Genomic DNA, 26,736 nt, shown 5'->3' with positions numbered 1-26,736 from the left:
ATGATTTATCTGTAGTAAATATTTAAGGTTCATTAGACAAAAAAGGGAGTCATTATCATGGGGAAATATTTTGGTACAGATGGTGTACGAGGCATTGCTAATCAGGAACTTACAGCAGAACTGGCATATAGTATTGGCCGTTGCGGCGGATATGTTTTAGCAGGGAATGTAGAAAAACCAACAGTTGTTATCGGTATGGATACACGGGTGTCCGGTCTGATGCTGGAATCGGCGCTTGTAGCCGGTTTGCTGTCTATCGGGGCTAATGTGGTTCGTCTGGGTATCGTTTCAACGCCGGGAGTCGCTTATCTTACACGTCAATTGAAAGCGGACGCTGGTGTAATGATCTCGGCTTCCCACAATCCGGTGGAAGACAACGGCATTAAGTTTTTTGGCGGCGACGGGTTTAAACTGACAGATGAAACGGAACTGAGAATCGAAGAGCTGATGGATGCCAAGGAGGATCAATTGCCTCGTCCAATTGGTGGCGGATTAGGTACGGTTGTTGTAGACGAGCATTCTCGCTACGATTATCTGGAGTTTTTGAAAACAACGATTAGCCATTCTTTTGAAGGGCTCAAAATCGTACTGGATTGTGCGAACGGAGCGGCTTATGAGCTGGCGCCGAAGCTTTTTGCGGAATTGGGAGCCGAAGTGCACACCATCGGTGCGGAGCCAAACGGGCTGAATATCAACGATCATTGCGGTTCAACTCATCCTGAAAAGCTGAAAGAGGAAGTACGCCGTTTGAAAGCCGACATTGGTCTGGCCTTTGACGGCGATGCAGACCGTCTGATCGCGATTGATGAAAACGGTGAAGAGGTAGACGGCGACTATATCCTTTGTATCTGTGGGGATGCGCTGAACCGCGCTGGAAAGCTCAAGGACAGCACTATTGTATCGACTGTGATGAGTAATATTGGTTTTTACAAAGCAACAGAAAAGCTGGCGCTCAAGACTGCAAAAACTGCGGTTGGTGACCGGTATGTGATGGAAGAAATGCGCCGGGGCGGCTTTAATCTGGGCGGTGAGCAGTCTGGTCACGTTATTTTCCTCGATTACAATACGACGGGCGACGGCATGTTGACCGGGATTCAACTGGTGGATACCCTGAAAGCTTCCGGTAAAAAGATGAGTGAACTGAAATCGCTCATGAAGCAGTATCCGCAAGTGCTGGTTAATGTGCGTGTACAGGACAAACGCAATTACGAGGGCAATCCTGCCATTGCAGAAGCGATTGAGCAGGTGGAACAGCAATTGGGTGATAATGGACGCGTATTGGTTCGTGCTTCCGGTACAGAATCGCTTATTCGTGTTATGGCTGAAGGGCCGGATAAGGATGAGCTGGAGCAGTTTGTCGGACAGATCGTAGATGTTGTAAAAAAAGAATTGGTTTAAAATTTTGTAAACGTCGGTTGCCTGTTGAAAGTAAGCAGGCGACCGCGTTTGCAAATATTATTTTTAATTGAATACTTACCTGAACTTGCAAATATGAATAAAGTGTCATTGCCAAATGTTGCTGAGCTGAATATAATATAAGGATGCTGTGACTCAGATAGAGAAAGCGAGGGTTGTAAGGTAATGTAATACAAGCGCCAGAGCTTGATTTTGCGCGGGGGAACTTGTTGGTGAAGCAGATTATCCAGTTGGGATGATGTTGCTAACAGATAGGTTCACGGCAAAGCGAGCTGACGAGGTGAGGGTGTTCGAAACATTCGGCGGGGACCTTCCGGTGAAGCATCGAGCCGTAAATCGGCAGCGGAAAATAAGCAGGCAACTGTTTACACAACGCACCGATAGATGCTTTTATTTTATAACCTAAATTATAAGATTCATTTCATGAATGTGCGGCCATCATCATTGGCGTGCGCGGTTTGGGAATTTCGTTACATTCGTGAAGAGATGCCTGTAATTTTCTATAGTTATCATTGACAACTTCATAGATGAATGAACTTTATTCCTCAATCTACCGCACACGTTAGTCCTGTGATGAGTCGTCCTGTGAAATGATGATCGGGAGGATAACGAATATGTGTGGCATTGTAGGATATATTGGTGATCAGAATACGCAAGAGGTATTGATTGACGGATTGAAAAAGCTGGAGTACCGCGGTTATGACTCTGCGGGTATTGCCGTGTTTACAGATTCAGGACTGCAAGTAGCCAAGGCTAAAGGTCGTCTGGCGAATCTGGAAGCGAAGCTGGATGGTGCGCCGCTGGTAGGCCATGCAGGTATCGGGCATACACGTTGGGCAACACACGGTAAGCCTTCAGATGAAAACTCCCATCCGCATTTGGATGAGAGCCAAAAGTTCTCCGTGGTTCATAACGGGATTATTGAGAACTATCTGGAACTGAAAGAACAGCTGATCAGCGAAGGTCATACCTTTATTTCCGAAACGGACACGGAAGTTATTTCCCATCTGGTTGCGCGCGAATATCAAGGGGATATCGTCAAAGCGGTACAAAAAGCAATTACCTTTATGCGCGGTGCCTTTGCACTGGGTGTGCTGACAGAGCACGAGCCTAATAAGCTGGTAGCTGTTCGTCAAGCTAGCCCGCTGGTTATCGGTGTGGGAGAAGGCGAGAACTTTATCGGTTCCGATATTCCGGCTATTCTGAAATATACACGCAATGTATTTATTTTGAACGATGGCGAAATGGCTGTTTTGACCAGTGATGCCGTCGAATTAATGACAATCGAAGGCCAATTTATTTCTCGGGAAATGATTCATGTCGAATGGGATGCTGTAACAGCGGAAAAAGGCGGCTATGAGCATTTCATGTTGAAAGAAATTCACGAACAGCCTAAGGCTTACCGTGACACGATGTTGGGCCGAATCGACAAAGAAGCTAAAAAAGTTGTTCTTCCTGAGTTGAAGCTGACAGAAGAACAAATTAAAAATATTCGCAATATTCAAATCGTTGCTTGTGGTACAGCCTACAATGCTGGTTTGATTGGTCGTACGGTTATTGAAAGCCTGGCTCGTATTCCGGTGGAAAACGATGTGGCTTCCGAGTATCGTTATCGTTCGCCAATCGTAACACCAGAGACATTGGTAATCGTAGTGAGTCAATCCGGTGAAACTGCCGATACGTTGGCAGCACTGCGTGAAGCACAAGCGAACGGCGCTCATGTACTGGCGATTACAAACGTAGTTGGCAGCTCCATTGCCCGCGATGCAGATGATGTGTTGGTTACACTGGCAGGACCTGAAATTGCCGTAGCTTCCACCAAGGCATATTCTTCGCAGTTGGTTGCGTTTTACCTGTTTGGTCTGTATCTGGCTCAAGTACGTGGCACACAAACGGATGAGCAAGTAGCTCAAGTGTTGGCTGCTATGGAATCACTGCCAGAGCAGGTGGAAGAAATGCTGGGTAAAGCAGATGCGATCAAAGCCTATGCTGAGCAAATTGCCAGCCACAAGCATCTGTTCTTTATTGGTCGCGGTCAGGACTATGCTGTAGTACAGGAAGGCTCCCTGAAGCTCAAGGAAATCTCTTACATTCATTCCGAGGCTTATGCTGCGGGTGAACTGAAGCATGGCACATTGGCATTGATCGAAGACGGTATTCCGGTTATCGCTTTGGTAACACAGGAATCCGTGTTGGAGAAAACCGTGAGCAATATCAAGGAAGTGAAAGCACGTGGCGCAGACGTTCTTGCGATTACGTACGAAGAGCACGCTGTTGAGTTGTTGAAGTCCGTGGATCAGGTATTTGCAATTCCGAAGACACTTCCAATCCTGTCTGCTGCGATTTCGGTTGTATCTCTCCAACTGCTGGCTTACTACGCTTCCCTTGCACTGGGTCATGATGTTGACAAACCACGTAACTTGGCGAAAAGTGTTACTGTAGAATAAGCTTTAGTAAATTCTAAACACAAATGTCTACAGACAATAAAGTTATGTACTAAACAATAAAGTTGTGTACTAAATATCAAGGAAACATAATAAAAGAATCACTTTTAGTAAAATCAAAAGGGGGTGTCCCAAAAGCCATGAAATGGCTGCTTGGGACGCCCCTTGGTTTTTTGAGTAGGCTGCGCGTGAGCACATGGGTGGACGCTCCGCGAACAGACCGTTGTTCCAATCGCTGATATGAACGAGACCTGTCAATCAGCGGTTGAAACTCCACCTGGTTTCCTCTTCATTCCCTTTTTAACACGGGGGTTGAACAAGCTGAACTAGAAGGCAAAAGCTATCAACGGTGAGCAGTCTGATATCCGCGGGTTGGATACCGCATGTTTTCTCTCCGTCTGTAGAGAGTGCACCACGAACTGTTGTCGTGCATCTTTCCTTTTAGGGAAGGAGTAGGCACATAGCGATTACGTGGATTCTCTCTTACGGCTTTTCCCTTTGCCTTCTAACTCAGCTTTTCAATCACCACTTGTCTATTAGGTCATGTTATTTCGAAATAATAACGCTCAATTTTAGGCACGGTCTAACTTGTAGGTTACCTCATCCATGCCTCTCTTTTCCTCGATCTCCCGGGCAATTGACCAAATAAAACCACTTAATTCACGTGCCACGGCTACAACCGCTTTTCCACTTGGCTTACCTTGGGACAACATTTTAGTGTATTTTCGATGCAGTCGATGTTGAGCCTTCCAAGATATAGATTGAATGCCAGACTGGCTGACCTTGCTGACGTTTCCTTAACTCACCTTGCAACGCCGGTTTGTAGCGATAACTCCAAGCAGCTTCTACCAACAATCGACGAAGATGTGTGTTACCGGATTTTGTGATTTTTCCTTGCCATCGGCTCTGACCACTCGAATACTCTCGAGGAACCAAACCGGTGTAACCCATAAATGCTTTCGCATTTCCAAATCGAGTGAATGAACATACTTCAGCTACGATGCCTGTTGCTGTGGTTTCAGCAACTCCACGTAAGGTTTGAAGAGCTTGAATTAACGGAGCATTATTTCCTTTGGTCGCTTCTTCGTGAATAGCCGTCTCGATACGTTTTAGTCGTTCTTCATTTTCATCCATCTGATACAGCATTTCCTGCAATACCAGGCGCCGTGAAGTAGACTCCAATGGAATACGCCCAAGCCATAGTCGATACTTCGCTGTCCATCGCCGAAGAGACTCCTCCGGCACAATGTTGTGCCGAAGGAGAAATTTTCCGATCCGCTGCCGAATTCGGGTTCGATCTTCCTTTATGTCTTCACGCATCCGAACCAATTCACGGAGAGCCTCTTCCTCCGGAGTAGGCACATGGATGCTTGTTAACTCACCCGCCCGAAGTAATTGGGCTAAACGCAAAGCATCCCGGCGATCTGTTTTCACCCGTTCTCCAGGACGGCTTGGCATAAGGGATGGTGCAATAACGATGCAGTGGTATCCATGTGCTGTTAACAAGCGCACTAGCGGATATCCCGTTGGACCTGCTTCATAACAAATGCTTAGTTCTTCAGGTGGACCCAATTTTTTGAGTACCTTTAGGATCTGATACTCGTTGTGAGGAACCATGCCCCAATATCGGGCACTTTCTCTGCCTTCGTCAGCAACGGCTACCGCAATTTTTTCCTTTGACACGTCTAATCCTACGTATTTCATGGCATCCTGCATAATACAGACTCTCCTTTGTAATTTAGCTCTGCTTTTGGTATAGCTCCACTACACCATTATTGCCAAAAGTAACCTAAGAAGTTGCAATTACGGGGAGTCTGTCTCGTTCATAATAACTGTTATCCCCAGATTTTATTTATTCTCCTTAGCGGTGAAAATCCGGGGACAAAGGCGACCGCTGCCGCTTTTCCACAATCGTTCCGTTCTCTCCGCTGCTTTGAGCACAATAAGTGTCTACAATACTTAAAAAACACGAAAAAAGAAATCGCCCTTTTTGGTAAAATGGAAGTACCACCAACCATCTCAAAAAGGAGCGAGCGGATGAGGAATGTCCTCGAAACCGTATTTATCGCCGTTCTTCAATTTCTCGCAGACGAAAAATATATCTCCCTGGAGCATTACTTCGTAGATGGTACCAAGATTGAGGCCAATGCCAATCGCTACACTTTTGTTTGGAGCAAGGCCGTAACTAAACACAAGGCCAAATTGCAAGAGAATGTACATACCCTGTTTACCAGCATTGAAGCCGCAGAGCATCAAGAAGAACGCGAGCATCAAGGCAAAGATCTCGCTGAACTTGGCGAGCCTTCCGAAATCCGCAGTGAGAAACTGGAACAACTGACACAGGAACTGGAGGCAGAGCTCGCCGACCAGCCCAAAAGCAAGCCACTGAAGAAAGCCGTTCGTAAGCTTCGTAAGGATCTGCTTCCCCGACTGTACAAATACAAGAACTACCAGGAGTTGCTCCGGAACCGCAGTAGCTTCAGCAAAACCGATCCGGATGCGACTTTCATGCGTATGAAAGAAGACCACATGCGAAATGGACAGCTAAAACCGGGTTACAATGTGCAGATCGGAACGGAGAATCAGTTTATTTTAGCCTACAGTGTCCACCAAAGACCAACGGATACCCGCTGCTTACAGCCACACATGGAAAAAGTTCGGCAGATCCTGGGGACACTTCCACAGACGGTCATTGCCGACGCGGGTTATGGCAGTGAAGAAAACTATGCCGATCTGGAAAAGGAAGAGATCCAGGCTGTCGTGAAATACGGCAGCTACCACAAAGAGAAGAGTAGGGCGTGGAAAGCGAGAAAACTAAATCATATTGAGGGAGTTTAATAAACCACCTATTCTGAATTATTAGCTACCAATAACTTTTCGATTCCATCCTCTTGTAAGTATCGGATTAGACAAATGCACAATCGGCTGGACATCCCAGGTTCTCGAAAACTGTGCGCGCGGCAGAATCTACCGGCAGGAAAACCTCAATTTGCGGATATAAGCGGCCGCCTGCGGAAATCGAAACCTGTTTGTAGCGTACGGGAATAAGGTCTCCGGAGCTTTCTATTCTGGCTAGAATTGTTTGTATTTGATCAACATTTCCCCCTACATCCGGCACACTCAGATATTCGCACGCGTTATATTTCTGAACTCTATCCAGCAATTTTTGATACCACGCATCATAACGCGAGAGCATGTGCTCACTCTTAAAGGCTTGTATTCCGTTTATGATGTGCTCCTCCCACTGCTTAAACGACGTCTTGTCAAACGTGGAGCGGGACCGGATAGGAAAACCAGAATTAAAATGTAAATCGACCCTATTCATTAAACCGTCATATGAACGGTCGAGAGGGATTTCGAACAATTGATGAAACGGCTCATTTAATCCCTTGATGTCCTGAGTATGTGTTACGACCATGGCGGGAAAAGGAATACTCCTCATCGTTTGCTGAGCCCACTCTAATGCACGCTCCAACGACCGTCCATACAATTCGGTCTGAATTGGAAGAAAGCCGGCTGCCAAAAGCAAATCGTTACGCTCGTCGGATGTACACTCAAGATATTCTGCAATATTTATTATCGTCTGGCGGGTCGGTATGCGGCGGGTACGTCCAACCAGCAGATTTTTATACGAAGGAAAAGCCTCGTCGTTCAGCTCTTGTTGAGTAAATCGTTTCAAGGACGGTTGAGGTCGATCGACAAGCTTTTGCTGGCGTTTTATCCGCAGGGCTTCAATTTCTCCCATTACGATTCTATGTCTGGAATTCTCCGTATCTATATCCATCTTCTCTTCTCTTCCCTTCTCTTATGAAGTGTAATTCTGCACTTGGGCCGAACCTTTATTTAAAGTATACTCCTCATTGAAATGAAGGTCATCTAATGACCATAACCAATATGGAGGAAAACCGATATGATTCGTACTATTGTTGTTGATCCGCATGCCCCGTCTCATTTGGCCTTCAAGGAAGTTGACGCCCCGCAGCCTAAGCCATGGGAAGCGCTTGTGCAAGTGAAGGCCGTCTCACTCAACCGCGGTGAAGTGAGTGACGCTAAAAATCAGGAAATATATAGCCGTCCTGGCTGGGATTTCGCCGGGATTGTCATCGAGCCGGCAGAGAACGGCGCAGGACCGCAAAAAGGGGCTAGGGTTGTTGGTTTGCTCCCGATGGGAGCCTGGAGCGAGCGAGTGGCTGCTCCCGTATCGTTGTTGGCCGAAATCCCAGACAAACTCACTTTTACGGAGGCGGCTACCCTCCCCGTAGCAGGGCTCACGGCTCTTTATGCACTTCGAAAAGGCGGCATGCTGCTTGGCAAACGGATTTTCATTACAGGCTCTAGCGGCGGAGTTGGGCTATTCGCCCATCAGCTTGCAGCCCAATCCGGCGCATACGTTGTAGGTACGGCAAGCACGGAAGAGAAGGCTGAGCTTGTTCGGGAGGTCGGATCCGACGAAGTGATCATTGGATATACCGCAATTTCATCAGCCAGCAAATTTGGGCCGTACGATCTGATCATCGATTCAGTAGGCGGCAATGCACTGGCGGCGTTGCTGCCGCAGCTAGCGCCCCAAGGGATTTGCGTTGCGGTAGGATTTTCCTCTTCAAATACCGCAATGATCGATATGAAGAATATGGTGACCAGCGGAGGAAGAACCTTGTACAGCTTCTTTTTAGGTGAGGAACTCACTCGTCAATCAGCCGCGGACGATCTGAGTTTGCTGGCCCGGCTGGTCACAGATGAGCGGTTAATCCCACGAATCCAAGTGGAGGCGCCTTGGACCGAAATTGACACCGTTGCCCGTAATCTTATGGAACGGAAATTCTCGGGCAAAGCCGTGCTTCACTTAGATTGATTATATAAGTTTGTAACTATAATCCCAGGAATCTAAAAACGAATCTGAAAAAGAAACGGCAGTAGTACACCCTTACTCGTTTGAGTGGGAGTACCGCTGCCTTTCAATGAACCCGGCTATTTGACCTTTATATTTCGTATAGTAATCCATCCAGCTTTAATAGCAACACAGTTATTCCTCTACCCTCAGTGGCACCGCTTTAAGAATGTTCATTTTCTCTCACTATTCTGCCAGTTGGCTTAATGAAGTGCTCACCAGTCTAACACTTTATTTTTTTCGGACAACAGGACAACATATTTATAAGGAATTAACGTTCATATTTTTAGAATTTTAATAAAAAATATAAATCACATATATTGGATTTTTGTACACAACTTTATTGTATATCACACAGGTGAAAATATTTGTAATTGACTCGCTAGTACACAACTTTATTGTATATATAGAATCACATAATAAACTAAAAACGTTGATACACCAAGGGGTACTAGTACACAACTTTATTGTCCGAAGAGAACAAATTGTTCATGTCCAGTGACATTATAGTTGTGAAGTTTACATTATAGTTATGAAGTTACTTTTATGACTTTTTTGCCATTATAAATACAACACCATTCTTAATTTGAAATATTACCTACAAGAAAATACAGTACATTAACTCAAACAGTCCCGATGAAAAGTTTTTATATCGGGACTGTTTTTATTTTTATAGATAAGTAGGTGGAACAATGAAGACTATAGGAGAAAAAATAAAGAGTATTCGGAAAACGAATAAACTCAATCAAATTCAGTTCTCACAGATTATTGGCGTATCACAAGGGACATTGAGTGAATTGGAACAAGATAAATATAAGCCGTCATTAGAAACCATAGTTGCCCTAAAACTAAACTTTAATGTTAACTTGGAGTGGCTGCTAATCGAGGAGTATATAAGTTCTAATAGTACGTTGTTTTGTACACAATTAGATAATCTTGAATCAAATTTAATTTCAGAATTTCGAAAGTTAAATGTGGGAGACAAACATGAAATTCAGGAAATCATAAATTTAAAGCTAAAACGTTATAAATATAAATAAATATAAATTAGGAATATACTTAGTCGCTGCAAATGGATTTATTTGATTATAACGGGGGAGTATCTTTGAGGTGTAACTGAATTACGAGTTGACAATCATACAGGCGAAGCAGATGATGATTATCGATCATCAGTCGTATGGACTTAAAATCTTCGAGGGTCTTGTTTGTAATCAATTTATAGAAATATCATATTATTAACCAGGGGAATATGGAAAATAAAATTGTAGACTATGAAAATGAAGATGTAAAATCAAAATAATCCGCCACTGTATAATTATTCTTTAAGGACTGTATTGGTATTTCAACAAGTGAAAGCACAGTATACCAGACAACTGGAACGGAGAACGCAATGTACTCGGCGTACCTTAGAAACTTAACGAAAACTTATGAGTAATTGTGTAAGAAATGGGGGATTGAAATAAGAGGTTTAGGAAGCGGAGCTTCTCCGCATTCCATAGAAGTCTTTAGAAAAAACTTTAATCGATACGGTTAGCTACTTGAGCTAATTTCAAAAGGCAATTTCAATTGGAATGTAAATACGTTATTACTATGATTAAGCGTTAAGGTACCTTGATGTAACTCAACAATATTTCTAGCAATGGAAAGGCCCAGTCCTGCTCCTGTTTGAATACCTTCGCTACTTCTTGAATGGTCAACTTTATAAAAACGATCAAATAGCTTCTCCTCTTGATCTTGCGTGAGAGGAGCTCCTTTATTTTCGACCTCAATCGTAATTTGCTCAGGGCTCGTTTTCAGTCGAATGCAAATGCTTCCCGGCTTCAAGGAATACTTTAAGGCGTTCATGAGAAGATTATCGATTGCTCTAGCAATTTTATCGCTGTCAATGGAGGTAACGATCGGGGAGTCACCGATATCTTTCACGATATATACACCGTTTTCTTCAGCAATGGGTTCGAACTCGAATAGCAATTGATCCAATAGTTGAAATAAATTGATGCTTCTGAGATTTAAGTGGGTATCGACAGAAGTGAGCCGAGTATATTCGAACAAGTCATCGAGCAACTTCTTCAAATGAATTGCTTTGTTATAGGTGTTTTGAACAAAGCGCGTATATTCATCTTTATCCTGATATGAGTCTGTTCTTAAAAGCTCGATATAGCCGATAATGCTTGTCAGAGGCGTGCGCAAGTCATGTGAAATACCTGTGATCAACTCCATCTTGGATTTCTCTATTTCACGTTCTTTTACAATCTGTTGCTCTAAACGTTCTGTCATTCGATTGATGTTGAGCGCAACCCGTCCAAGTTCATCTTGCCGAACAACAGGTACCCGATATTTTAAATTACCTTCGGAAATAATCTGAAGCCCTTGCTCCAATGTAATTAAGTCTCTAACGATTCGCCGTGTCAAAACTAAAAAAGTAAAAATAAACGTTACCATAAACAAGGGGGTAAGAAGATAAGGAAAAAAATTGCGAAACCAATGCCATTCCATAGCACTGCTAATTTTCAAGAAAAGTAAAATGAGAATATCATTTATAGCAATGGCGATAATAAAACTTAGTACCATTCTGATTAAAATGTTGACTTGAATTCGTTTTTTTTGTTTTGACTTTTGTACATGTTCATTCAATTTTATAGCCAACTCCCCACACCGTTTTAATATACTGAGGATCTCTTGGGAACTGCTCTAATTTTTCTCGTAAATTACGAATATGAACCATTACGGTATTATCAGAAAATCCGTATGGCGCCTTCCACACATTTTCGTAAATGTGCTCCGAACTAAAAACCTGCCCAGGATGGCTGGCAAGCAAGACCAGAATAGCAAACTCAAGAGGAGTCAACGAAATTTCGTTGCCCTTTAACTTCACGGAATGTTTACTCTTATCGATGATCAGGTCTTTAATAAGAATAAGGGAATTAAATTCTTCTTTTCCTATTAATGTTTGACGACGTAGCTGCGCTTTTACGCGAGCAAGCAATTCTAATGGATTGAACGGTTTAATCATGTAGTCATCGGCCCCAGTGGTCAATCCGTTAATTTTATCAATATCTTCTTCCTTGGCTGACAGCATGATAATCGGAGTATTCGATATTTCCCTTATTTTAAGGCATGCTCTGATTCCATCCATTCGTGGCATCATGACATCCAGGATAACCAGTTGAATCGGTGTTGTCTTTATGGCATCCAGGGCTTCTTCACCATCGGCTGCTTCAATTACATGGTATCCTTCATTACGAAGATATACATGAATGACATCCCGAATCTCGGAATCATCATCCACAACAAGAATGGTATTCATTACTGACTGCTCCTTCTTTTTTGACTTGGTAGAATTAGCGTATCTAAGGTTCCTGAAATTACTGCAACTAGTATAGATATCTTGATGATAAGGTAAAGTCTTCACTTTTTCTACATATGCATAAGAAAAACATTTAATTGAGTAAATTAAAGTGTCATCATCATTTAAATTGTTTCCTTTTTGCGACAGACGTAAACGAAAGCGGGAGGGATATTGAAAGGCACTAAATCAATTTTTTCAATGATAAATTTTTCGGAAAGCTGCTTTTTCATTTGAAGCGAATATTGAAAGGCGATAAACAAGCCTCCAGGTTTGAGTGCTTTATAGATCTGTTCAACCAAGGTATCTCTCAATTCACGATCAAAATTAAAAAAAGGTAGTCCGCTAAAAATACAATCTAACTGATGAATGTTCTCTTGCTTCATTGCTTCTACTAACTGAGCAGCGTTCGGATGACAGGAGAAGTCTGGGTATTCTGTCTGTAAATTTTTCCTCATAGTCTCATTCATCTCAAACAATAATACTTTCGTGGGTTCGCTCACCTGGGCGTTGATAAAACGGGTGATAGCACCTGTACCCGATCCGAGTTCTGCGACTGCCTTAAACTCGTTCCAGGGGGCTTGTTTCACCATTTTGGTCGCTAGAAATCGGGAGCTTGGTATAACACTGCCTACATTTTTTGGGCTGCGAATAAAGCTTTGCAAAAATAAAAGGTATTCATTAAGTTTCAACTGATTTTCCTCCATTACTGTTTTTATTGTCAGGAACAATGCTGAATAAGGTACAAATATTAAACAAAATTATTTCTTTTATCGAAACGGATGGATACCGAAACGATTAAAAATGAGAAAATTGAAGAAAAGACATAAGGAGGAAATGTCGTACGATTGGGAAGAACACACCGATGCACATGGCCCAATCCCCTCTATTTCTGCACCTCTTTATTATTTCGATACAGAAATCATAATGAAAAAAACTAAGGAATTAATGAGTATATTTCTAAAGAAAATCTAAAGATTCATCTATAGAAGGTTTAAAATCTATATCATCCAACCCAAAAAGCCTTACCGACCAAGTCGGTAAGGCTTTTTTATAAGGGCAAACTGTTTCGCCACGCAATTCAATGATATTTATGGCTATAGAAAGGCCAAGCGCTACTCTAATTTGTATCCCTTCATAATGTTGGGGAGGAGGATGTTTGTGATCGTTTATGATCGTGTATTTTCTTCTACTTATATGTAGAGTGAAGCTTTGCTTTCACTCTCAAAATGGGATGCCTTTGTTACACTTCATTACAAGGTGATGATCCCGGGCTCAGTGGAGTACTTAATAACTTTGATCAGAAGATAACTAATTGCTATTGTCATTCTTTCAATGTCAGTACGAGCGGGAATAGGAGAGAGAATTCTCTCTTTTTCAATTTCCATTAGTGCTAAAGAAGTAGAATTACCAAAGTGTTAGGATAAAGTTGAGGTCTGATTAGCTTGGTTAAAAGCTGATCAGACCTTTCCTACATTGGGCGTAAAACAGTTTAAGATGTCAAGCCATGGCTTGGAGGGGAGAATTAAAGGCGTTTTTGCATTACTTCAGAATTTCTTTAGAAATATCCCTATAAGCTCCTAAGATTTTTATAATAATATACTTTCATCGACATTAACGAGGAGGTTAGAACATGATTAGCGATATCGTCTTACAGCTAGTCGATCATTATGGATATCTCTTTTTTTCTTAGCCTTCTGTCTAGGCCCATTCGGCGTCCCGGTTCCAAATGAAATAACCATACTAACAGGTGGAATTTTGAGTAACAACGGAGCTTTAAACCCGTGGATTGTATATATTGTTATTCTCGCTGGCTTATTTACAGCAATTACAATTGCTTATTTTGCGGGCAGAATCTTTGGAGAAAAATTTAAACTAAAGTTTCAAAACAACCGTCACTTTCAGAAAGCAGAGAAATTTTTTGAACAACACGGAGATATCGCAATGTGTCTTGGACATTTCACACCAGTCATTCGGTATATTTTGCCTGTATTCGTTGGTCTAAACGGTACCTCATACAAGAAGTTTGCTTTGATTTCGTATTCCAGCGCGTTTGTTTGGACCGCTACGTTCTTTGCCTTTGGCAAGTTCCTTGGACATTATATATTGAATTTGCTAGATTTGATCGATCCTAAATTGGCCGTGGTTGCTTTAATCATAGCCGTTGGCACCTTTATCACAACCAAGTGGTTCAAGTCGAAATTATCCGACCTTACTGCATAAGCTGGTGGACAAATGAAAAAAATAGATGAAAGGGGGAGAGTTATTTGATTTCAAATCAGTATGCAATGTTCTTGCAACGATTTATTAAAAATCCAAAGCGAGTTGGAAGTGTTTTGCCCAGTTCACGGTTTCTGGCGAGTAAAATGGTTCAATCTGTGTCATGGGATGATGTGAGCACAATTGCAGAATTCGGTTCTGGGACAGGAGCTATCACACGCTTTATCGAACTGCGAGTAAATCGATCTGCTAAGGTGTTATTGTTTGAAATGGACGATAAGATGAGGAGGGTTTTGCAAACAACCTACCCAAACTTCTCATGTCATTCAAACGCTTGTCATTTAACAAAAATAATGAATCAAAAAGGTATTGATTCGTTGGACTGTATTATTAGCGGATTACCCTTTTTTAATTTTAAGAGCGAATTAAGAGAAACTTTACTCCATCAAATTACCGAATCCTTAAAACCAGAGGGCAAATTTATCGCTTTTCAATACTCCCTTCAGATGAAGAAACATTTATCTGAGAAATTCATTATTGATAAAATCGATTTTGTGCCCCTCAATTTTCCTCCTGCTTTTGTTTATACATGCCGTAAGAAGGAGGGGATTTAAGTGAGTTATGACACACTAATTCATTGGATTGCGCAGTTTGGTTATGCTGCTTTATTCTTTGCATTATGGCTCGGAATTGTTGGAATGCCAATACCGGACGAGGTTGTCGTTATGACCGGCGGAGCCGTTAGCAAAGTAGGATTACTCCATTATTTCCCAGCATTTATTATCACTTATTTAGGAGTTATCTCCGGGCTATCTCTTGGTTATATTCTAGGCAGGTTTTTCGGTTCGCCGGTGCTGGATAAACTTCGCCATAAAAAAAATTTGGGGAAGCATATACAAACATCAGAACACCTTCTAAATAAATATGGAAATATTGCATTGAGTTTTAGCTACTTTTTTCCGGTGGTAAGGCATATTGTTCCCTATTTAGTCGGAATTAATAAAATGTCATTTCGCCGTTATATTCTTTATTCCTATACAGCCGGTCTTGTTTGGACGTCTGTCTTTTTTGTAGTTGGCCAATTTGCAGGTGGTCATGTGGAAACAATCGGGACAATGATTTATCACTACGGTATATATGTGGGACTTGCCTTAATCATAGGAATTGTCATATTCATGATTCTTAAAAGTCGGAAAAGGAGCAAAGCATGATGTGTGGAATCAACCTTTAGGAGATTTAGATAATACGGTAGTAGTTCAAATTCTGAATTTACACGAGAAAATAGATGATCTCCCAAGAGAGCCGCGATATATAAAAACCGTTTGGGGAGTTGGGTAGAAAATTGAAACTGATAAACGGCAAAAGAAATGTTTGCTTTGAGATTTTTTTGGCGTTAGTTTTCAGTCTCGTCATTGCATATCTCAGTTTCGCCATTGTAATAACTTGTATCAATTTGTTTGTAAATCGATTACAAGCGGGATATTTTTTTCTAAAGCTAGACCAGCCTTTATTTTCCCCTTTTTTTAAACTGACCCGAAACATGTTTAAATACATTTTTGATTTGCCCGAAGGTTCGCAAGTTCACTTTTGATAGATTTAAAGGAAATACAACAAAGTTATGATTTCACTGTTGCTATATATTCTAGCAGCTCAAACGATTTTCACATAAGGCGAAATGCTGATTTAAAAATATTAATCGTCGTAGTTAGATATACCCCCACCAACTCCCGAATTTCATTTCATCATCAATAATAAGAATCGTTTCTTTGGCATATGAAAGCATCCTTTCTGTGCCTTCAGTTTATGCCGATTTCTCTTAACATAAAAGGAAAGTAAGTTCTTAACCGTTTCTGAGATTTGATTTTTTGAAAAGGAGAGCTGTGTTCCATGAAAAAAGGAACGAAAGAAAAAATGTTGATTCTTACCGGAAATTATGGAGATGGTCACATTCAAGTAGCCCAAGCGATACAAGATGCGATGCAAATTCGATTTCCTCATATGGAACCTGTCATTATTGATTTTATGGAATGGGTCCATCCTTATATGAATCATTTGAGTCGAAATGTTTATCTCCAAGCCGTAAAAACATTCCCTCAAGTTTATGGATATCTATATCAGAAAACGCGGAGACAAAACACCCTATCCTATATTATAAAGACCGTTTTTTCTACAGGAATCGGACGAATGATGAAATTGATTAATGAAATACAGCCTGCTATTGTAGTATGCACCTTCCCTTTGGCGGCAGGCGTGATGTCGAAGTTGAAATCATATGGTTCAATCGATATTCATACTGTTACTATCATTACCGATCACACGGATCATAGTTCATGGATTTATCCATATACAGATCAATATATTGTGGGTTCCAGAAGTGTACGTGATTCTTTAATTCAATTAGGTGTTGAAGAGACTCGGATTGCAGATACGGGAATTCCCATTCGCCCGCAATTTTCTCAGTCCATAGAAAGAGAGAAAACAGCTAAGAAGTATGGTTTAGATCCTCATATGCCTACTGTGCTTGTGATGGGAGGAGGTTGCGGCATGATTGGCGATGGAAGCTCTACTATTCAGAAATTTGATCTATTGTCACAGCCTGTACAATTCATCATTGTTTGTGGGCATAATGAAAAACTTCGAATGAAATTGAATGAGAGTCTGAAAATTTCCAAACATCGCATCTATTTAACAGGTTATATTAACTATGTTCATGAGTTAATGGCTATATCTGATATTATGATTACCAAACCAGGAGGAGTCACGACTTTTGAGGCGATTGCTATGGAACTGCCGATGCTACTTTGTAAACCAATTCCTGGTCAAGAACAGGATAATGCCAAATTTTTAGTTCGTTCTGGGGTAGCCATTCATGCAGAGACATCTGGGGATCTAACCGAGCGCCTATCGGAATTACTAGATGATGCAAAACTTCTTCAACATATGATAGAAAATACTAAACAGTTCCATCCTAAAGAGTCCGCGTTTGCTTCATTAGAAGTTATTTTTGGAACTATTGCAATGAATAATAGATCCAGTGAAATAAAGATATGCTCCTAGAAAAAAGGCAAGCATGGATTTATTACTGTTAAAAAGGAGCAGGATCATGAAGCAGACATTGATAATTCTCATTAGTGCATTACTCGTCTACACGATTATCCCGACCCTTATAATCCGACTATTTGGAATCGGAGTTTATAAAAGGGGAACGGGCGAGCAGCCCATTGCGTTAACTTTTGATGACGGTCCGGACCCAGAATTTACGCCTCTTTTGCTTGATTTATTAAAGAAATATAATATAAAGGGTACCTTTTTTGTCCTTGGTCGCAAAGCAGAGAAATATCCCGATTTAATCCAACGGATGCACAATGAAGGACATCTTGTCGGAATCCACAATTATGTACATTGGTCAAATGCTTTAATGAGTCCTAAGAGGGTTCGCGAGCAGGTAAACAAAACGGCCAATGTCATTAATCGTATTATTGGAGAGAAAGCCTTCTATTATCGGCCCCCGTGGGGAGTCATTAACCTATTTGATTTTTTTCTGATGAAGCAATTTCGCATGATTCTTTGGTCTGTTATTGTAGGTGACTGGAAGAGCTCTGGCGGCAAGCAAAAAGTTAAGCAAAGGCTGCTGTCCAAGCTAAAGGGTGGAGCTGTTATCGTTCTTCATGATAGCGGGCAAACGTTTGGAGCAGACAGGGATGCACCTGCATACATGTTGGAGGCATTAAATGAATTTATCATTGAAGCATTATATACGGGATATTGTTTTCAGAGAGTAGATGAGAAAAGAGCTGCATAATGAACAGGCTAAATATATGAGCATTAATTATGGTACGGCCGTGATAAGCGCGGCTTTTTTGTTTTACATAAACACATTATCTGTCAGCACTCTCGAAGATTATACTTAAAAAACAGAGTAAGTTTAATTTGGATACTAAAAATCAAAACTTAAGCCCGGGACAAAGTATTGTTCGGGGCTTAAGTTTTTTAACTTATACATCAAGGTTGCCGGAGTGGCCTTCTTCTGATCCAATGGAACTGGTCAGAACTCCTTCGAAAGGCAAAGTAAGAGTAAATTTAAATATGTTATTTATATGAATGAGCGTTAAGGTTCCTCCATGCAACTCAATAATGTTTTTAGCAATAGAAAGGCCCAGACCTGCTCCCGTTTGAATGCCTTCACTACTTCTTGAATGGTCTACTTTATAAAAACGATTGAAGAGTTTATTTTCTTGCTCTTGTGTGAGGGGATTCCCTTTATTTTCGATCTCAATACTAATTTGCTTATTATCCAACTTCATTAAAATACGAACGGTTCCTGGCTTTACAGAGTACTTAAGGGCATTCATGAGTAGATTATCGATTGCTCTGGCAATTTTTTTACTGTCAATAACGGTTATAATAGGAGAGTTACCTAAGTCTTTAATAATATGGATACCGTTCTCTTGAGCGATCGGTTCAAATTCAAAAATTAATTGATCTAGAAGCTGGAATACATCGATCTTATTTAGGTCCAGACGGGTATCGACCGAAGTAAGTCGGGTATATTCAAACAAATCATCGAGCAATTTTTTTAAATGAATAGCTTTGTTATAAGTGTTTTGAACAAACCGCGTATATTCATCTTTATTCTGAAATGAATTTGTTCTTAAAAGTTCTATATAGCCAATAATACTTGTAAGTGGCGTACGCAAGTCGTGTGATATGCCTGTTATCATCTCCAACTTGGAGTTTTCTAGTTTACGTTCCTTTTCGATCTGCTGTTGCAGACGTTCCGCCATCAAGTTGATATTAAACGCAACCCTCCCGAGTTCATCTTTTCGCATGACAGGTACTCGATAGTTTAAATTACCCTCGGATATAATTTGAAGCCCCTGCTCTAACGAAATTAAGTCTCTTACGATTCTTCGAGTCAAAGCGAGGAAAGTAATAATAAAGAAAACCATAAACAAGGGGGGGAAAATATACGGAATGAAATTGAGGAGCCACTCGGATTTCATGCCATAGCCAATCTCCAGTAAAAGTAAAAATGAACATGTTATTTATGGTTGTGGCGATAATAAGACTTAGCATCATTCTGATTAAAATATTGACCTGAATCATCCTTTTTTTTCGTTTTGGCTTTTGCACATTTTCAGTCAATTTTATAACCAACTCCCCAAACCGTTTTAATATACTGAGGATCTCTGGGGGATTTCTCTAATTTCTCTCGTAAATTACGAATATGGACCATCACGGTATTATCGGAATACCCAATAGGATCTTTCCACACACTTTCGTAAATCTTATCAAAGCTAAATACCTGCCCAGGGTGGCTTGCAAGCAACTCTAGAATTGAAAACTCAAGAGGGGTCAGTGAAATGTTATTTTCTTTCAATGTAACGGAATATTTAGTTTTATCGATAACAAGATCTTTGAAGAATATAAGAGAATTAAATTCTTCTTTTCCTATTAATGATTGTCGCTGCAAATGAGCTTTTACTCGAGCGAGTAATTCTAACGGATTAAAGGGTTTTATCATGTAATCGTCCGCACCGGGAGTAAGACCCACAATTTTATCAATATCTTCTTCCTTGGCCGATAGCAGGATAATGGGGGTGTTCGATATTTCCCTTATTTTAATGCAAGCATTAATGCCATCCATATGTGGCAGCATAATATCTAAGATGACAAGTTCGAAAGAGATTGATCTTATTAAATCTAACGCTTCCAGACCATTTGCAGCTTCTATGACAAAGTATCCTTCATTGCGCAAATAAACGTGAATGACATCTCGAATCTCTGTATCGTCACCTACAACAAGTATTGTATCCATTACATGATGCCCCTTTCCTACTTTTTATGATTACGGCTACTAAAATTCTATAATTAAGACAAATCCAATGATTGCTATGAAAAGTTTATTAATACCGATTATTGCCTCCCCTTTTGCGACAGGTATATACAAAAGCTGGAGGGAAATTGAAAGGTACGAACTCGATTTTTTCGATGATTAAATCTTCGGCAAATTTTTTTTTCATTTGAAGTGAGTACTGATAAGCGACAAAAATTCCTTCTGGTTTTAGTGCCTTAATAATCTGATTAAGTAAGGTTTCTCGCATTTCACTCGTAAAATTAAAAAATGGCAATCCGCTAATAATACAATCAAGCTGGCCGATGTCATCTTGATTCAATTTTTTGATTAATTGGCAAGCGTTTGAATGACACGCGAAATTCGGGTATTTTGTCTTCAAAGTAGCTCTCATTTTCTTATCCCTTTCGAACAATAGCACTTTTGTTGATCCGGTTAAATGTGGCTTCATGAAACGTGTAATAGCACCTGTACCTGACCCGAGTTCTGCGACTGCCTTTACCTCATTCCATGGTATAGACTCAACGATTTTAGCTGCTAGAAATCGGGAGCTAGGTATAACACTTCCTACTCGTTGTGGATTTGTGAGAAATCCTTGCAAAAAAAGTAGACATTCACTGATATTCAACTGTTTTTCCCCCATTATTTAATTTCTCCCTTTTGGGTACCCAACAAATAAAGGGATGATATACCGAACAACTGGAAGGAATAATCCAAAATATATTGCCATATCTCCTCGTTTTGTTATTTATATCAATATAAAAATAGTAACGAAAAAATCTAAGGATTTTACGAGGATATATCTAAAGAAAATCTGAAGATATGTACACTATTCAGACTCGAAGTCTGCAAGAAGTGCATGAAAATCAGAAAGCTGATCTGATTGAAGAACCCAAAAAGCCTTGCCAACAAAAAAGTTGGCGAGGCTTTTTTATTACGTAAATTGTTGATAAGATTCCCTATAAATAAGATGCGAGAGGGAATACCCCTTACCAACTAATGTTAAGAAATTCTTTAGAAAAATCCTCTAAAGTTCTTCAGAGTTTATCATTATGATGGGTTCATTGCTATAGATAAACCTAATCAGGAGATGATAACGTGACTCACCCTACAAAACAATCCTTCCTTTCAACTTGGCTGTCTCTTCTATGGCTTACAGTGGTTCCGTTATTGTATATTTTCTACGGTATACTTAACCATCCTACCGAACACGTCTATAGCCTCGTAACGGATCTAGATCGCCTAACGCCATTCGTTCCGTCCTTTATTATTCCTTATGTTCTTTGGTACCCGTTCATTGCAGCCGTACTGATCGGACTTGCGTTCAAGGACAGAACAGCTTATTACCGGACGCTACTTTCGCTCTGTGGAGGGCTGATCCTTTCTTATATCGTCTATGCCCTTTTCCAAACGGCTGTTCACCGTCCAGACAATCTAGCCCAGACAGGCGTCATCAACCGTTTGGTCTGGTTGGTGTACAGCCATGACCAGCCGTTTAACTGTTTCCCGAGCATTCATGTGCTAACCAGCTACCTGATGCTTCGTGGAGCAAGGGTATTCGGAAGAACGATTCGCTGGGCAGTCACCGCGATGTCTATTGTCATTATAGCGTCCACTTTGCTGGTCAAGCAGCATGTACTAGCGGATGTCGTTGGCGGTATTCTAGCCGGAGAGCTGTTGTACCGATCTGCGGGCATAGCCTTATCATACCTACGGGGACATAGAAATCGCCTGACTCTGAAAGGAGGCGAGCGTCATGTTTCTGCTGAGTAAAGAGAGACGCTCATTCATATCTCATTTTATGAGAAAACCCTGACATATGATTACATTGCTAGATCGTTTCATCCCGAAATACTTTTAGCCAAAGCAGAAAGCAATCTGCACGTGTCTATGATTCATTTGTAGTTGCTCAAAAGAGAACAATAGATAATTCATATAAGAATGTGTTTGTACAATTATTTAAAAATAGAAAGAGGGGGTTCTATGAAAAAACGTATGTTCATTTTATTGCTGTTGGCCTTATCAACCAGTTCTTTTTCAGGGTCCTTTGTTCAAGCAGAGGGGCAGCAATTGGCTTCCAATGCAAGTGTGCAACTAACATTGAGTCAAGCCCAGCAATGGGCACGATCCAATAGCTTTAGCTTGAAGGAGGCCCAGCAAACGATAGATCGCAATCGGATTAACTTGAAAAATGCAGGTAAGAATCTGGACTTCATTCCCGCAGGTACAGGTAATGGAGAAGAGGATGCGGCCAGTAGTTCAGCATGGAAGGGGTATGCCTCATCGACGGTTTCTTATCTGGAATCCAAGAAGCAAATCGAGCTTGCCCAAGATCAGACAGACTACACTACAATGAAGAACTATTATGAGGTACTTCTGGCTGATAACAAGGTGAAGAGCAGTGAGGATGCACTTTCGCTTGCATTATTGGAGGAAAAAGCTGCTGAGGCAAAAGCCAACCGTGGGAAAATTTCTCCAAGCGATCAAAGCAGCATTATTCAGACTCGTATAGAAGCACAAAAAAATATAGAGATTGCAAAAGCTGCGTTGCAAAAAGCGATGGATTCACTAAATACCCAAATGGGGCAACTGCAAGGTACGGTCTATGAACTGGTGGATCGACCTGTTTACCGAAAAATGGATAGCACGAATTTGGATACGCTTGTGACACGTGCCATTTCGGCGAGTCCTTCGGTATGGAGACAGGAGGAGGCTGTCAAGCTGGCAAAGATGGAAGTTAAATATTACACGTGGAACTCAGGGAATGATGATTATGAAATTAAACAGATTGATGTAGATTCAGCACAAGGCGGACTGGAAAATACCAAAGACCAATTGGCAGAAACATTGAAGAGTATGTACTTTAATTTACAGCAAAATGATGAGCAATACGAACAACTGCAAAGTAATCTGCAGAACGCTAATAAAGTATTAAACATTTCTCGTAAAAAAAGGAACGGGGATTTGCCACAGGTACGGAGGTCGCTACTAATCAGTTAAAAGTGAAGCAAATAGAACGGAATATGGATGAATTGATTGTTCAAATGACACAGTTACAACATGCTTTAAACAAACCGTGGAGTGTATAGGATTTAAAAAAATATATTTAAGGGGATATGACATTGCCGGAAACAGTAAAAAAAGATGCATTGCAAATATTAAGAAAAAAAGAAGATTAAAAGTGATCATAGGTATTCTGGCCTTGATCATTATAGTGGGAATCGGTGGTACTGTTTATATGAATAGGGGGCAGGAAAAGCCCGTGGAGGGTCCTGCGAATCAGATTGTTCAGGTGAAAAAAACCAATATAACCGAATCGCTTGCCGTGACTGGGACCGTTCAGGCTTCCAAGGAAGTGAATATTAATTTTACAAATGTCGAGGGTGCCAAGCTCATTGCGGTCAATGTCAAAGCAGGAGATAGTGTTAAGGCGGGCCAGGTTTTAGCTCGTTTAGATGATTCAGATGCCAAATTACAAATTAAAGATGCCCAGTCCAATGTTGCGATTGCAAGGGCCAAGCTAGAGGAAGCCAAGCGTGGACCAAAGCAAAGTGATATTGAGCTCCAGAAGGCAAATGTCCTAAAGACACAGATGGCGATTAAAACAGCCAAGGACGAGACGGAGTTAGAGGAAGCCGCTGCACAAAAAGAGGTTGCCAAGGTGACCTTGGATAAAGCCCAGAAGGATTATGATGACCAGACTTATCTAGTTCAGAATGATGCGGCCGCAGAAAGTGACCTGGCGACGGCCAAGCAAAGCTTGGATAAGGCAAAATTGGATATGAGTAATGCCGAGCTTCAATACAAGAAGGCACAGATCAGACAAAACCAGGCTATTGAAGATGCTGAAATGGGCTATAAAACCGCTTTGATTCAATTAAAGGCAGCACAGTCCCCGCCTGAAGCTTCCAACATTCAATCTGCACAGGCTTCTTTACAGCAGGCTGAAACGGCATTAGAGCAGAAGAAAAGTGTCCTGAGCAAATTACAGGTTACAGCGCCGTGGGACGGGATCATTTTGAAGGTCAACGGCGATGTGGGTACCAGTCCTACTACACCTTTTATCATAATGAATAACTCCAACACAGGGGTCATGAAGGTTAGTGCCAAGGTTAACGAAAGTGATATCGCCAAATTGAAGACTGGACTTCAGGCTACAATGCATACAAATTCATTCCCGGACAAGCAATTCAAAGGAGAAGTTCTCTTTGTTTCTCCAGAGCCAGTTGTGGAATCCAATGTGACTACATACAAAGTTGAATTGTCTTTAGATAGTCAAAAAATAAAGCTGCAACCAGGGATGAACATGGATGTATCCCTTCTGTTAGCTGAACACAAAGATGCGCTGTCTGTGCCATTGTTTGCACTGAGATCTGAAGGTGGTGTAGATGGAGTATATGTGGCGAAGAACGCGGCAAATCCTGCTGATTATGGGTTTAGACCGGTGAAACTAGGTGTCTATACGGCGGATCAGGCCGAAATCAAGTCTGGTGTCAAGGAAGGAGAAACTATTGTTATTCCTCCTCAGAACAGCAGTGCTGATCCGAATGGCAGTGGAGGGGGGCAGGCACAATGAGCGAAACTCAATCCAATAAAACGGTGATCGAAATTAAAGAACTGAAAAAAATGTATGAAGTAGGCGGTCAGGAGATTCAGGCTCTACGTAGTGTGAACTTATCTATTAACGAAGGTGAGTTTGTTGCTATCATGGGACCCTCTGGTTCAGGCAAGTCTACCATGATGAATGTCATTGGTTGCCTGGATCATCCGGATACCGGAAAATACTACCTGGATGGGTATTCCATATTGGATGCTCGTGAGAACGAACTTTCGGAGATTAGAAATCAGAAACTAGGTTTTGTGTTTCAAAAATTTTATTTACTTCCCCGAACTACAGCATTAGCCAATGTAGAGCTACCTATGATGTATGCAGGTATACCTGCCAAGGAACGCCGGGAACGAGCCGTGGAGGCGCTACGAAGCGTTGGCCTTGCCGAACGGATGTATAACAAGCCTAACGAGCTTTCTGGTGGTCAGCAGCAGCGTGTCTCCATTGCACGTGCATTGGTAAATAATCCTGTTATTCTGCTGGCAGATGAACCTACGGGCGCACTGGATACGAAAACGAGTATTGAGATTATGGAACTGTTTCAAGGGTTGAATGAGCTGGGAAAAACTATAGTTCTGGTTACTCATGAGCTGGAAATCGCTGAATATGCCAAACGCTTGATTAGTTTTCGGGATGGTAATATTGAGCGGGATGAGCAAATTACGAATAGACGAATTTCATCAAGGATGGTAAGCCTATGAATGTGATGGAAACGATCCGTGTATCCATGAATAGCTTAACCACTAACAAGATGCGTTCATTTTTAACGATACTCGGTATTATTATTGGGGTGGCAGCGGTTATTGCCATTATGGCAATCGGAAACGGTTCTAAAGCCAGTATTAAGGAGGAAATAAATAGTCTAGGGAATAACGTGATTATGGTTGCTCCAGCCATGCCAATGACCGAGGAAGAAGTCAATGGGGACAACTTGCCCTCCTTTACGTGGGCTGATATCAAGGCAATGGAACAAAAGAGTTCGATTGCGGCATTAATGCCCAGTATTTCGAGTAATTCAAAAGTTGTATGGGGTCGATATAACTATAATGCAACTATTATAGGAACATCCGCTTCATTTTATAAAGTTAAAAAGCTTTCCTTTGCTGAAGGCAGGACATTTACCAACGATGAGTTGGATAAACGTATGAATGTTGCTATTCTGGAAAGCCAAGCGGTTGTACGTCTTTTTGGTGGGGATACCAAAAACGTGGTGGGACGAACGTTTCAAATTAAACAGATCCCCTTCAAAGTGATCGGAGTATTGAATTCTCAGCCCGTTACGAATTTAAGCCGCAGTACGAATGATCAAATTTACATCCCTGCTACAACCATGATGAACCGTCTGGGTGAGAGAAATATCACCAGCCTGGATGTCTCCGCCAAGTCACCAGCTCTGATGGATCAAGCTCGTTCAGATATATTGGGGAGCTTGCGTGTGACGCATCAGCTAAAACCCTCAGAACCGGATCAATTTCAAACTATGAGTCTGTCCGAAGCAGCAGGTGCAGCTTTGGGTGTAGATAATATCATGAGCAAATTGCTGGGAGGTGTAGCCGCAATATCGCTCGTGGTAGGGGGAATAGGAATTATGAATATTATGATGGTCTCCGTTATAGAGCGTACAAGAGAAATCGGTATTCGGAAAGCGATTGGTGCCAAGCCTAGAGATATTATGATTCAATTCCTGTCCGAAGCAGTCATTTTCGGTCTAATGGGAGGTATACTTGGGGTTGCTGCTGGCATAGGAGCGTCTAAAATAATTGAAGCAACAACTCGTATGACCATTGAATTCACGGTCTCGCCGATCATATATTCGTTTCTCAGCTCTGCAGGTATAGGTATCTTGTTTGGGGTATACCCAGCTTATAAAGCAGCGAGATTGAAGCCGATAGATGCATTGAGATACGAATAATTTTATTGAAAAGTGTTCATGAAACGTAAATAGTAGTGATGAGAGTT

At 41.4% G+C, this 26,736-nt stretch carries 21 protein-coding genes and 3 pseudogenes; 16 read left to right on the top strand and 8 right to left on the bottom strand.

Going from position 1 to position 26,736, the window contains the following annotated elements; all coding sequences use genetic code 11:
• The first annotated feature begins 57 nt into the window (after positions 1–57).
• Positions 58–1,398, top strand: a complete 1,341-nt coding sequence (gene glmM / locus QMK20_RS22885; RefSeq protein ID WP_014278283.1) for a phosphoglucosamine mutase — start codon at positions 58–60, stop codon at positions 1,396–1,398.
• A gap of 632 nt (positions 1,399–2,030) precedes the next feature.
• On the top strand, positions 2,031–3,863 hold the full coding sequence (gene glmS / locus QMK20_RS22880) for a glutamine--fructose-6-phosphate transaminase (isomerizing) (RefSeq protein ID WP_283653453.1): 1,833 nt from the start codon (positions 2,031–2,033) through the stop codon (positions 3,861–3,863).
• Positions 3,864–4,574: 711 nt separating this feature from the next.
• Here glmS and QMK20_RS22875 read toward each other — a convergent pair.
• Positions 4,575–5,576 (bottom strand): IS110 family RNA-guided transposase, encoded by a 1,002-nt coding sequence (locus QMK20_RS22875; protein WP_283653452.1) that lies wholly within the window; start codon positions 5,574–5,576, stop codon positions 4,575–4,577.
• A 309-nt stretch (positions 5,577–5,885) separates the two neighbouring features.
• Between QMK20_RS22875 and QMK20_RS22870 the strand changes: the two are divergent.
• A pseudogene (locus QMK20_RS22870) lies at positions 5,886–6,665 on the top strand (transposase); the annotation flags it as partial.
• Positions 6,666–6,765: 100 nt separating this feature from the next.
• On the opposite strand, the gene QMK20_RS22865 reads toward QMK20_RS22870, so the two are convergent.
• Complete coding sequence (locus QMK20_RS22865; RefSeq protein ID WP_283653450.1) at positions 6,766–7,644, bottom strand: hypothetical protein; 879 nt, start codon at positions 7,642–7,644, stop codon at positions 6,766–6,768.
• Positions 7,645–7,770: 126 nt separating this feature from the next.
• On the opposite strand from QMK20_RS22865, the gene QMK20_RS22860 reads away from it, so the two are divergent.
• Together QMK20_RS22860 and QMK20_RS22855 are read left to right on the top strand one after the other, a co-directional pair.
• A complete protein-coding gene (locus QMK20_RS22860; protein WP_283653449.1) occupies positions 7,771–8,712 on the top strand; it encodes a zinc-binding dehydrogenase in 942 nt (313 codons plus the stop codon).
• A 728-nt stretch (positions 8,713–9,440) separates the two neighbouring features.
• Positions 9,441–9,788 (top strand): helix-turn-helix domain-containing protein, encoded by a 348-nt coding sequence (locus QMK20_RS22855; protein WP_283653448.1) that lies wholly within the window; start codon positions 9,441–9,443, stop codon positions 9,786–9,788.
• A gap of 490 nt (positions 9,789–10,278) precedes the next feature.
• Here QMK20_RS22855 and QMK20_RS22850 read toward each other — a convergent pair whose 3' ends face one another.
• The 3 genes from QMK20_RS22850 to QMK20_RS22840 all read right to left on the bottom strand — a co-directional run bounded on the left by QMK20_RS22850 (position 10,279) and on the right by QMK20_RS22840 (position 12,786).
• Entirely contained in the window at positions 10,279–11,382 is a 1,104-nt protein-coding gene (locus tag QMK20_RS22850) for a sensor histidine kinase (RefSeq protein WP_283653447.1), read from the bottom strand.
• A complete protein-coding gene (locus QMK20_RS22845) occupies positions 11,375–12,055 on the bottom strand; it encodes a response regulator transcription factor (protein ID WP_023990458.1) in 681 nt (226 codons plus the stop codon). The genes QMK20_RS22850 and QMK20_RS22845 overlap by 8 nt, the downstream gene beginning before the upstream one ends.
• A gap of 164 nt (positions 12,056–12,219) precedes the next feature.
• Positions 12,220–12,786, bottom strand: coding sequence for a class I SAM-dependent methyltransferase (locus QMK20_RS22840; RefSeq protein ID WP_283653446.1), 567 nt, complete (start codon positions 12,784–12,786; stop codon positions 12,220–12,222).
• Between the two features lie 1,066 nt (positions 12,787–13,852).
• Here QMK20_RS22840 and QMK20_RS22835 point away from each other — a divergent pair.
• The 6 genes and pseudogenes from QMK20_RS22835 (at position 13,853) to QMK20_RS22810 (ending at position 18,116) form a co-directional block, all read left to right on the top strand.
• Positions 13,853–14,317 carry a DedA family protein gene (locus QMK20_RS22835; RefSeq protein WP_283653445.1) on the top strand — a complete coding sequence of 155 codons (465 nt, stop codon included), beginning with the start codon at positions 13,853–13,855 and terminating at the stop codon, positions 14,315–14,317.
• A gap of 65 nt (positions 14,318–14,382) precedes the next feature.
• Complete coding sequence (locus QMK20_RS22830) at positions 14,383–14,928, top strand: class I SAM-dependent methyltransferase (RefSeq protein ID WP_404580128.1); 546 nt, start codon at positions 14,383–14,385, stop codon at positions 14,926–14,928.
• Complete coding sequence (locus QMK20_RS22825; protein ID WP_068938306.1) at positions 14,929–15,525, top strand: DedA family protein; 597 nt, start codon at positions 14,929–14,931, stop codon at positions 15,523–15,525. It abuts the gene before it with no gap.
• 1 nt (position 15,526) lies between these two features.
• Positions 15,527–15,652: pseudogene (locus QMK20_RS22820) on the top strand (winged helix-turn-helix domain-containing protein); the annotation flags it as partial.
• Positions 15,653–16,201: 549 nt separating this feature from the next.
• Positions 16,202–17,371 (top strand): MGDG synthase family glycosyltransferase, encoded by a 1,170-nt coding sequence (locus QMK20_RS22815; RefSeq protein ID WP_023990452.1) that lies wholly within the window; start codon positions 16,202–16,204, stop codon positions 17,369–17,371.
• Between the two features lie 46 nt (positions 17,372–17,417).
• The gene (locus QMK20_RS22810; RefSeq protein ID WP_283653443.1) at positions 17,418–18,116 is read left to right on the top strand and encodes a polysaccharide deacetylase family protein; all 699 of its coding nucleotides are present in this window, start codon (positions 17,418–17,420) and stop codon (positions 18,114–18,116) included.
• Positions 18,117–18,309: 193 nt separating this feature from the next.
• Here QMK20_RS22810 and QMK20_RS22805 read toward each other — a convergent pair.
• From QMK20_RS22805 to QMK20_RS22795, 3 genes and pseudogenes are all read right to left on the bottom strand, one after another.
• Positions 18,310–19,459 (bottom strand): annotated as a pseudogene (locus QMK20_RS22805) (sensor histidine kinase).
• Positions 19,452–20,132: a response regulator transcription factor gene (locus QMK20_RS22800; RefSeq protein WP_283653441.1), complete on the bottom strand. Its 681-nt coding sequence runs from the start codon at positions 20,130–20,132 to the stop codon at positions 19,452–19,454. The pseudogene QMK20_RS22805 and the gene QMK20_RS22800 overlap by 8 nt, the downstream one beginning before the upstream one ends.
• Positions 20,133–20,220: 88 nt before the next feature.
• Complete coding sequence (locus tag QMK20_RS22795) at positions 20,221–20,811, bottom strand: class I SAM-dependent methyltransferase (protein ID WP_283653440.1); 591 nt, start codon at positions 20,809–20,811, stop codon at positions 20,221–20,223.
• A 455-nt stretch (positions 20,812–21,266) separates the two neighbouring features.
• Here QMK20_RS22795 and QMK20_RS22790 point away from each other — a divergent pair, with 455 nt between their 5' ends.
• The 5 genes from QMK20_RS22790 (at position 21,267) to QMK20_RS22770 (ending at position 26,689) form a co-directional block, all read left to right on the top strand.
• A complete protein-coding gene (locus QMK20_RS22790; RefSeq protein ID WP_283653439.1) occupies positions 21,267–21,941 on the top strand; it encodes a phosphatase PAP2 family protein in 675 nt (224 codons plus the stop codon).
• A 210-nt stretch (positions 21,942–22,151) separates the two neighbouring features.
• Positions 22,152–23,168: a TolC family protein gene (locus QMK20_RS22785; RefSeq protein ID WP_283653438.1), complete on the top strand. Its 1,017-nt coding sequence runs from the start codon at positions 22,152–22,154 to the stop codon at positions 23,166–23,168.
• A gap of 181 nt (positions 23,169–23,349) precedes the next feature.
• Positions 23,350–24,744 (top strand): efflux RND transporter periplasmic adaptor subunit, encoded by a 1,395-nt coding sequence (locus tag QMK20_RS22780; protein WP_283653437.1) that lies wholly within the window; start codon positions 23,350–23,352, stop codon positions 24,742–24,744.
• Positions 24,741–25,478 (top strand): ABC transporter ATP-binding protein, encoded by a 738-nt coding sequence (locus QMK20_RS22775; protein WP_283653436.1) that lies wholly within the window; start codon positions 24,741–24,743, stop codon positions 25,476–25,478. Before QMK20_RS22780 ends, QMK20_RS22775 begins: the two co-directional genes overlap by 4 nt.
• Positions 25,475–26,689 carry an ABC transporter permease gene (locus QMK20_RS22770; RefSeq protein WP_283653435.1) on the top strand — a complete coding sequence of 405 codons (1,215 nt, stop codon included), beginning with the start codon at positions 25,475–25,477 and terminating at the stop codon, positions 26,687–26,689. Before QMK20_RS22775 ends, QMK20_RS22770 begins: the two co-directional genes overlap by 4 nt.
• Positions 26,690–26,736 lie beyond the last annotated feature (47 nt).

The sequence above is a fragment of the Paenibacillus sp. RC334 genome (assembly GCF_030034735.1).
GTDB classification, from domain to species: domain Bacteria; phylum Bacillota; class Bacilli; order Paenibacillales; family Paenibacillaceae; genus Paenibacillus; species Paenibacillus terrae_A.
This window is presented reverse-complemented; position numbering and strand designations above follow the sequence as displayed.

Bases quoted from the DNA above. Each gene is read 5' to 3' on its own strand.
- QMK20_RS22875 (WP_283653452.1), bottom strand. From the start codon at position 5,576: ATGCAGGATGCCATGAAATACGTAGGATTAGACGTGTCAAAGGAAAAA.
- QMK20_RS22855 (WP_283653448.1), top strand. From the start codon at position 9,441: ATGAAGACTATAGGAGAAAAAATAAAGAGTATTCGGAAAACGAATAAA.
- QMK20_RS22815 (WP_023990452.1), top strand. From the start codon at position 16,202: ATGAAAAAAGGAACGAAAGAAAAAATGTTGATTCTTACCGGAAATTAT.
- QMK20_RS22770 (WP_283653435.1), top strand. From the start codon at position 25,475: ATGAATGTGATGGAAACGATCCGTGTATCCATGAATAGCTTAACCACT.
- QMK20_RS22800 (WP_283653441.1), bottom strand. From the start codon at position 20,132: ATGGATACAATACTTGTTGTAGGTGACGATACAGAGATTCGAGATGTC.
- QMK20_RS22810 (WP_283653443.1), top strand. From the start codon at position 17,418: ATGAAGCAGACATTGATAATTCTCATTAGTGCATTACTCGTCTACACG.
- QMK20_RS22830 (WP_404580128.1), top strand. From the start codon at position 14,383: ATGTTCTTGCAACGATTTATTAAAAATCCAAAGCGAGTTGGAAGTGTT.
- glmS (WP_283653453.1), top strand. From the start codon at position 2,031: ATGTGTGGCATTGTAGGATATATTGGTGATCAGAATACGCAAGAGGTA.
- QMK20_RS22860 (WP_283653449.1), top strand. From the start codon at position 7,771: ATGATTCGTACTATTGTTGTTGATCCGCATGCCCCGTCTCATTTGGCC.
- QMK20_RS22775 (WP_283653436.1), top strand. From the start codon at position 24,741: ATGAGCGAAACTCAATCCAATAAAACGGTGATCGAAATTAAAGAACTG.
- QMK20_RS22865 (WP_283653450.1), bottom strand. From the start codon at position 7,644: ATGGATATAGATACGGAGAATTCCAGACATAGAATCGTAATGGGAGAA.
- QMK20_RS22785 (WP_283653438.1), top strand. From the start codon at position 22,152: ATGAAAAAACGTATGTTCATTTTATTGCTGTTGGCCTTATCAACCAGT.
- QMK20_RS22795 (WP_283653440.1), bottom strand. From the start codon at position 20,811: ATGGGGGAAAAACAGTTGAATATCAGTGAATGTCTACTTTTTTTGCAA.
- glmM (WP_014278283.1), top strand. From the start codon at position 58: ATGGGGAAATATTTTGGTACAGATGGTGTACGAGGCATTGCTAATCAG.
- QMK20_RS22845 (WP_023990458.1), bottom strand. From the start codon at position 12,055: ATGAATACCATTCTTGTTGTGGATGATGATTCCGAGATTCGGGATGTC.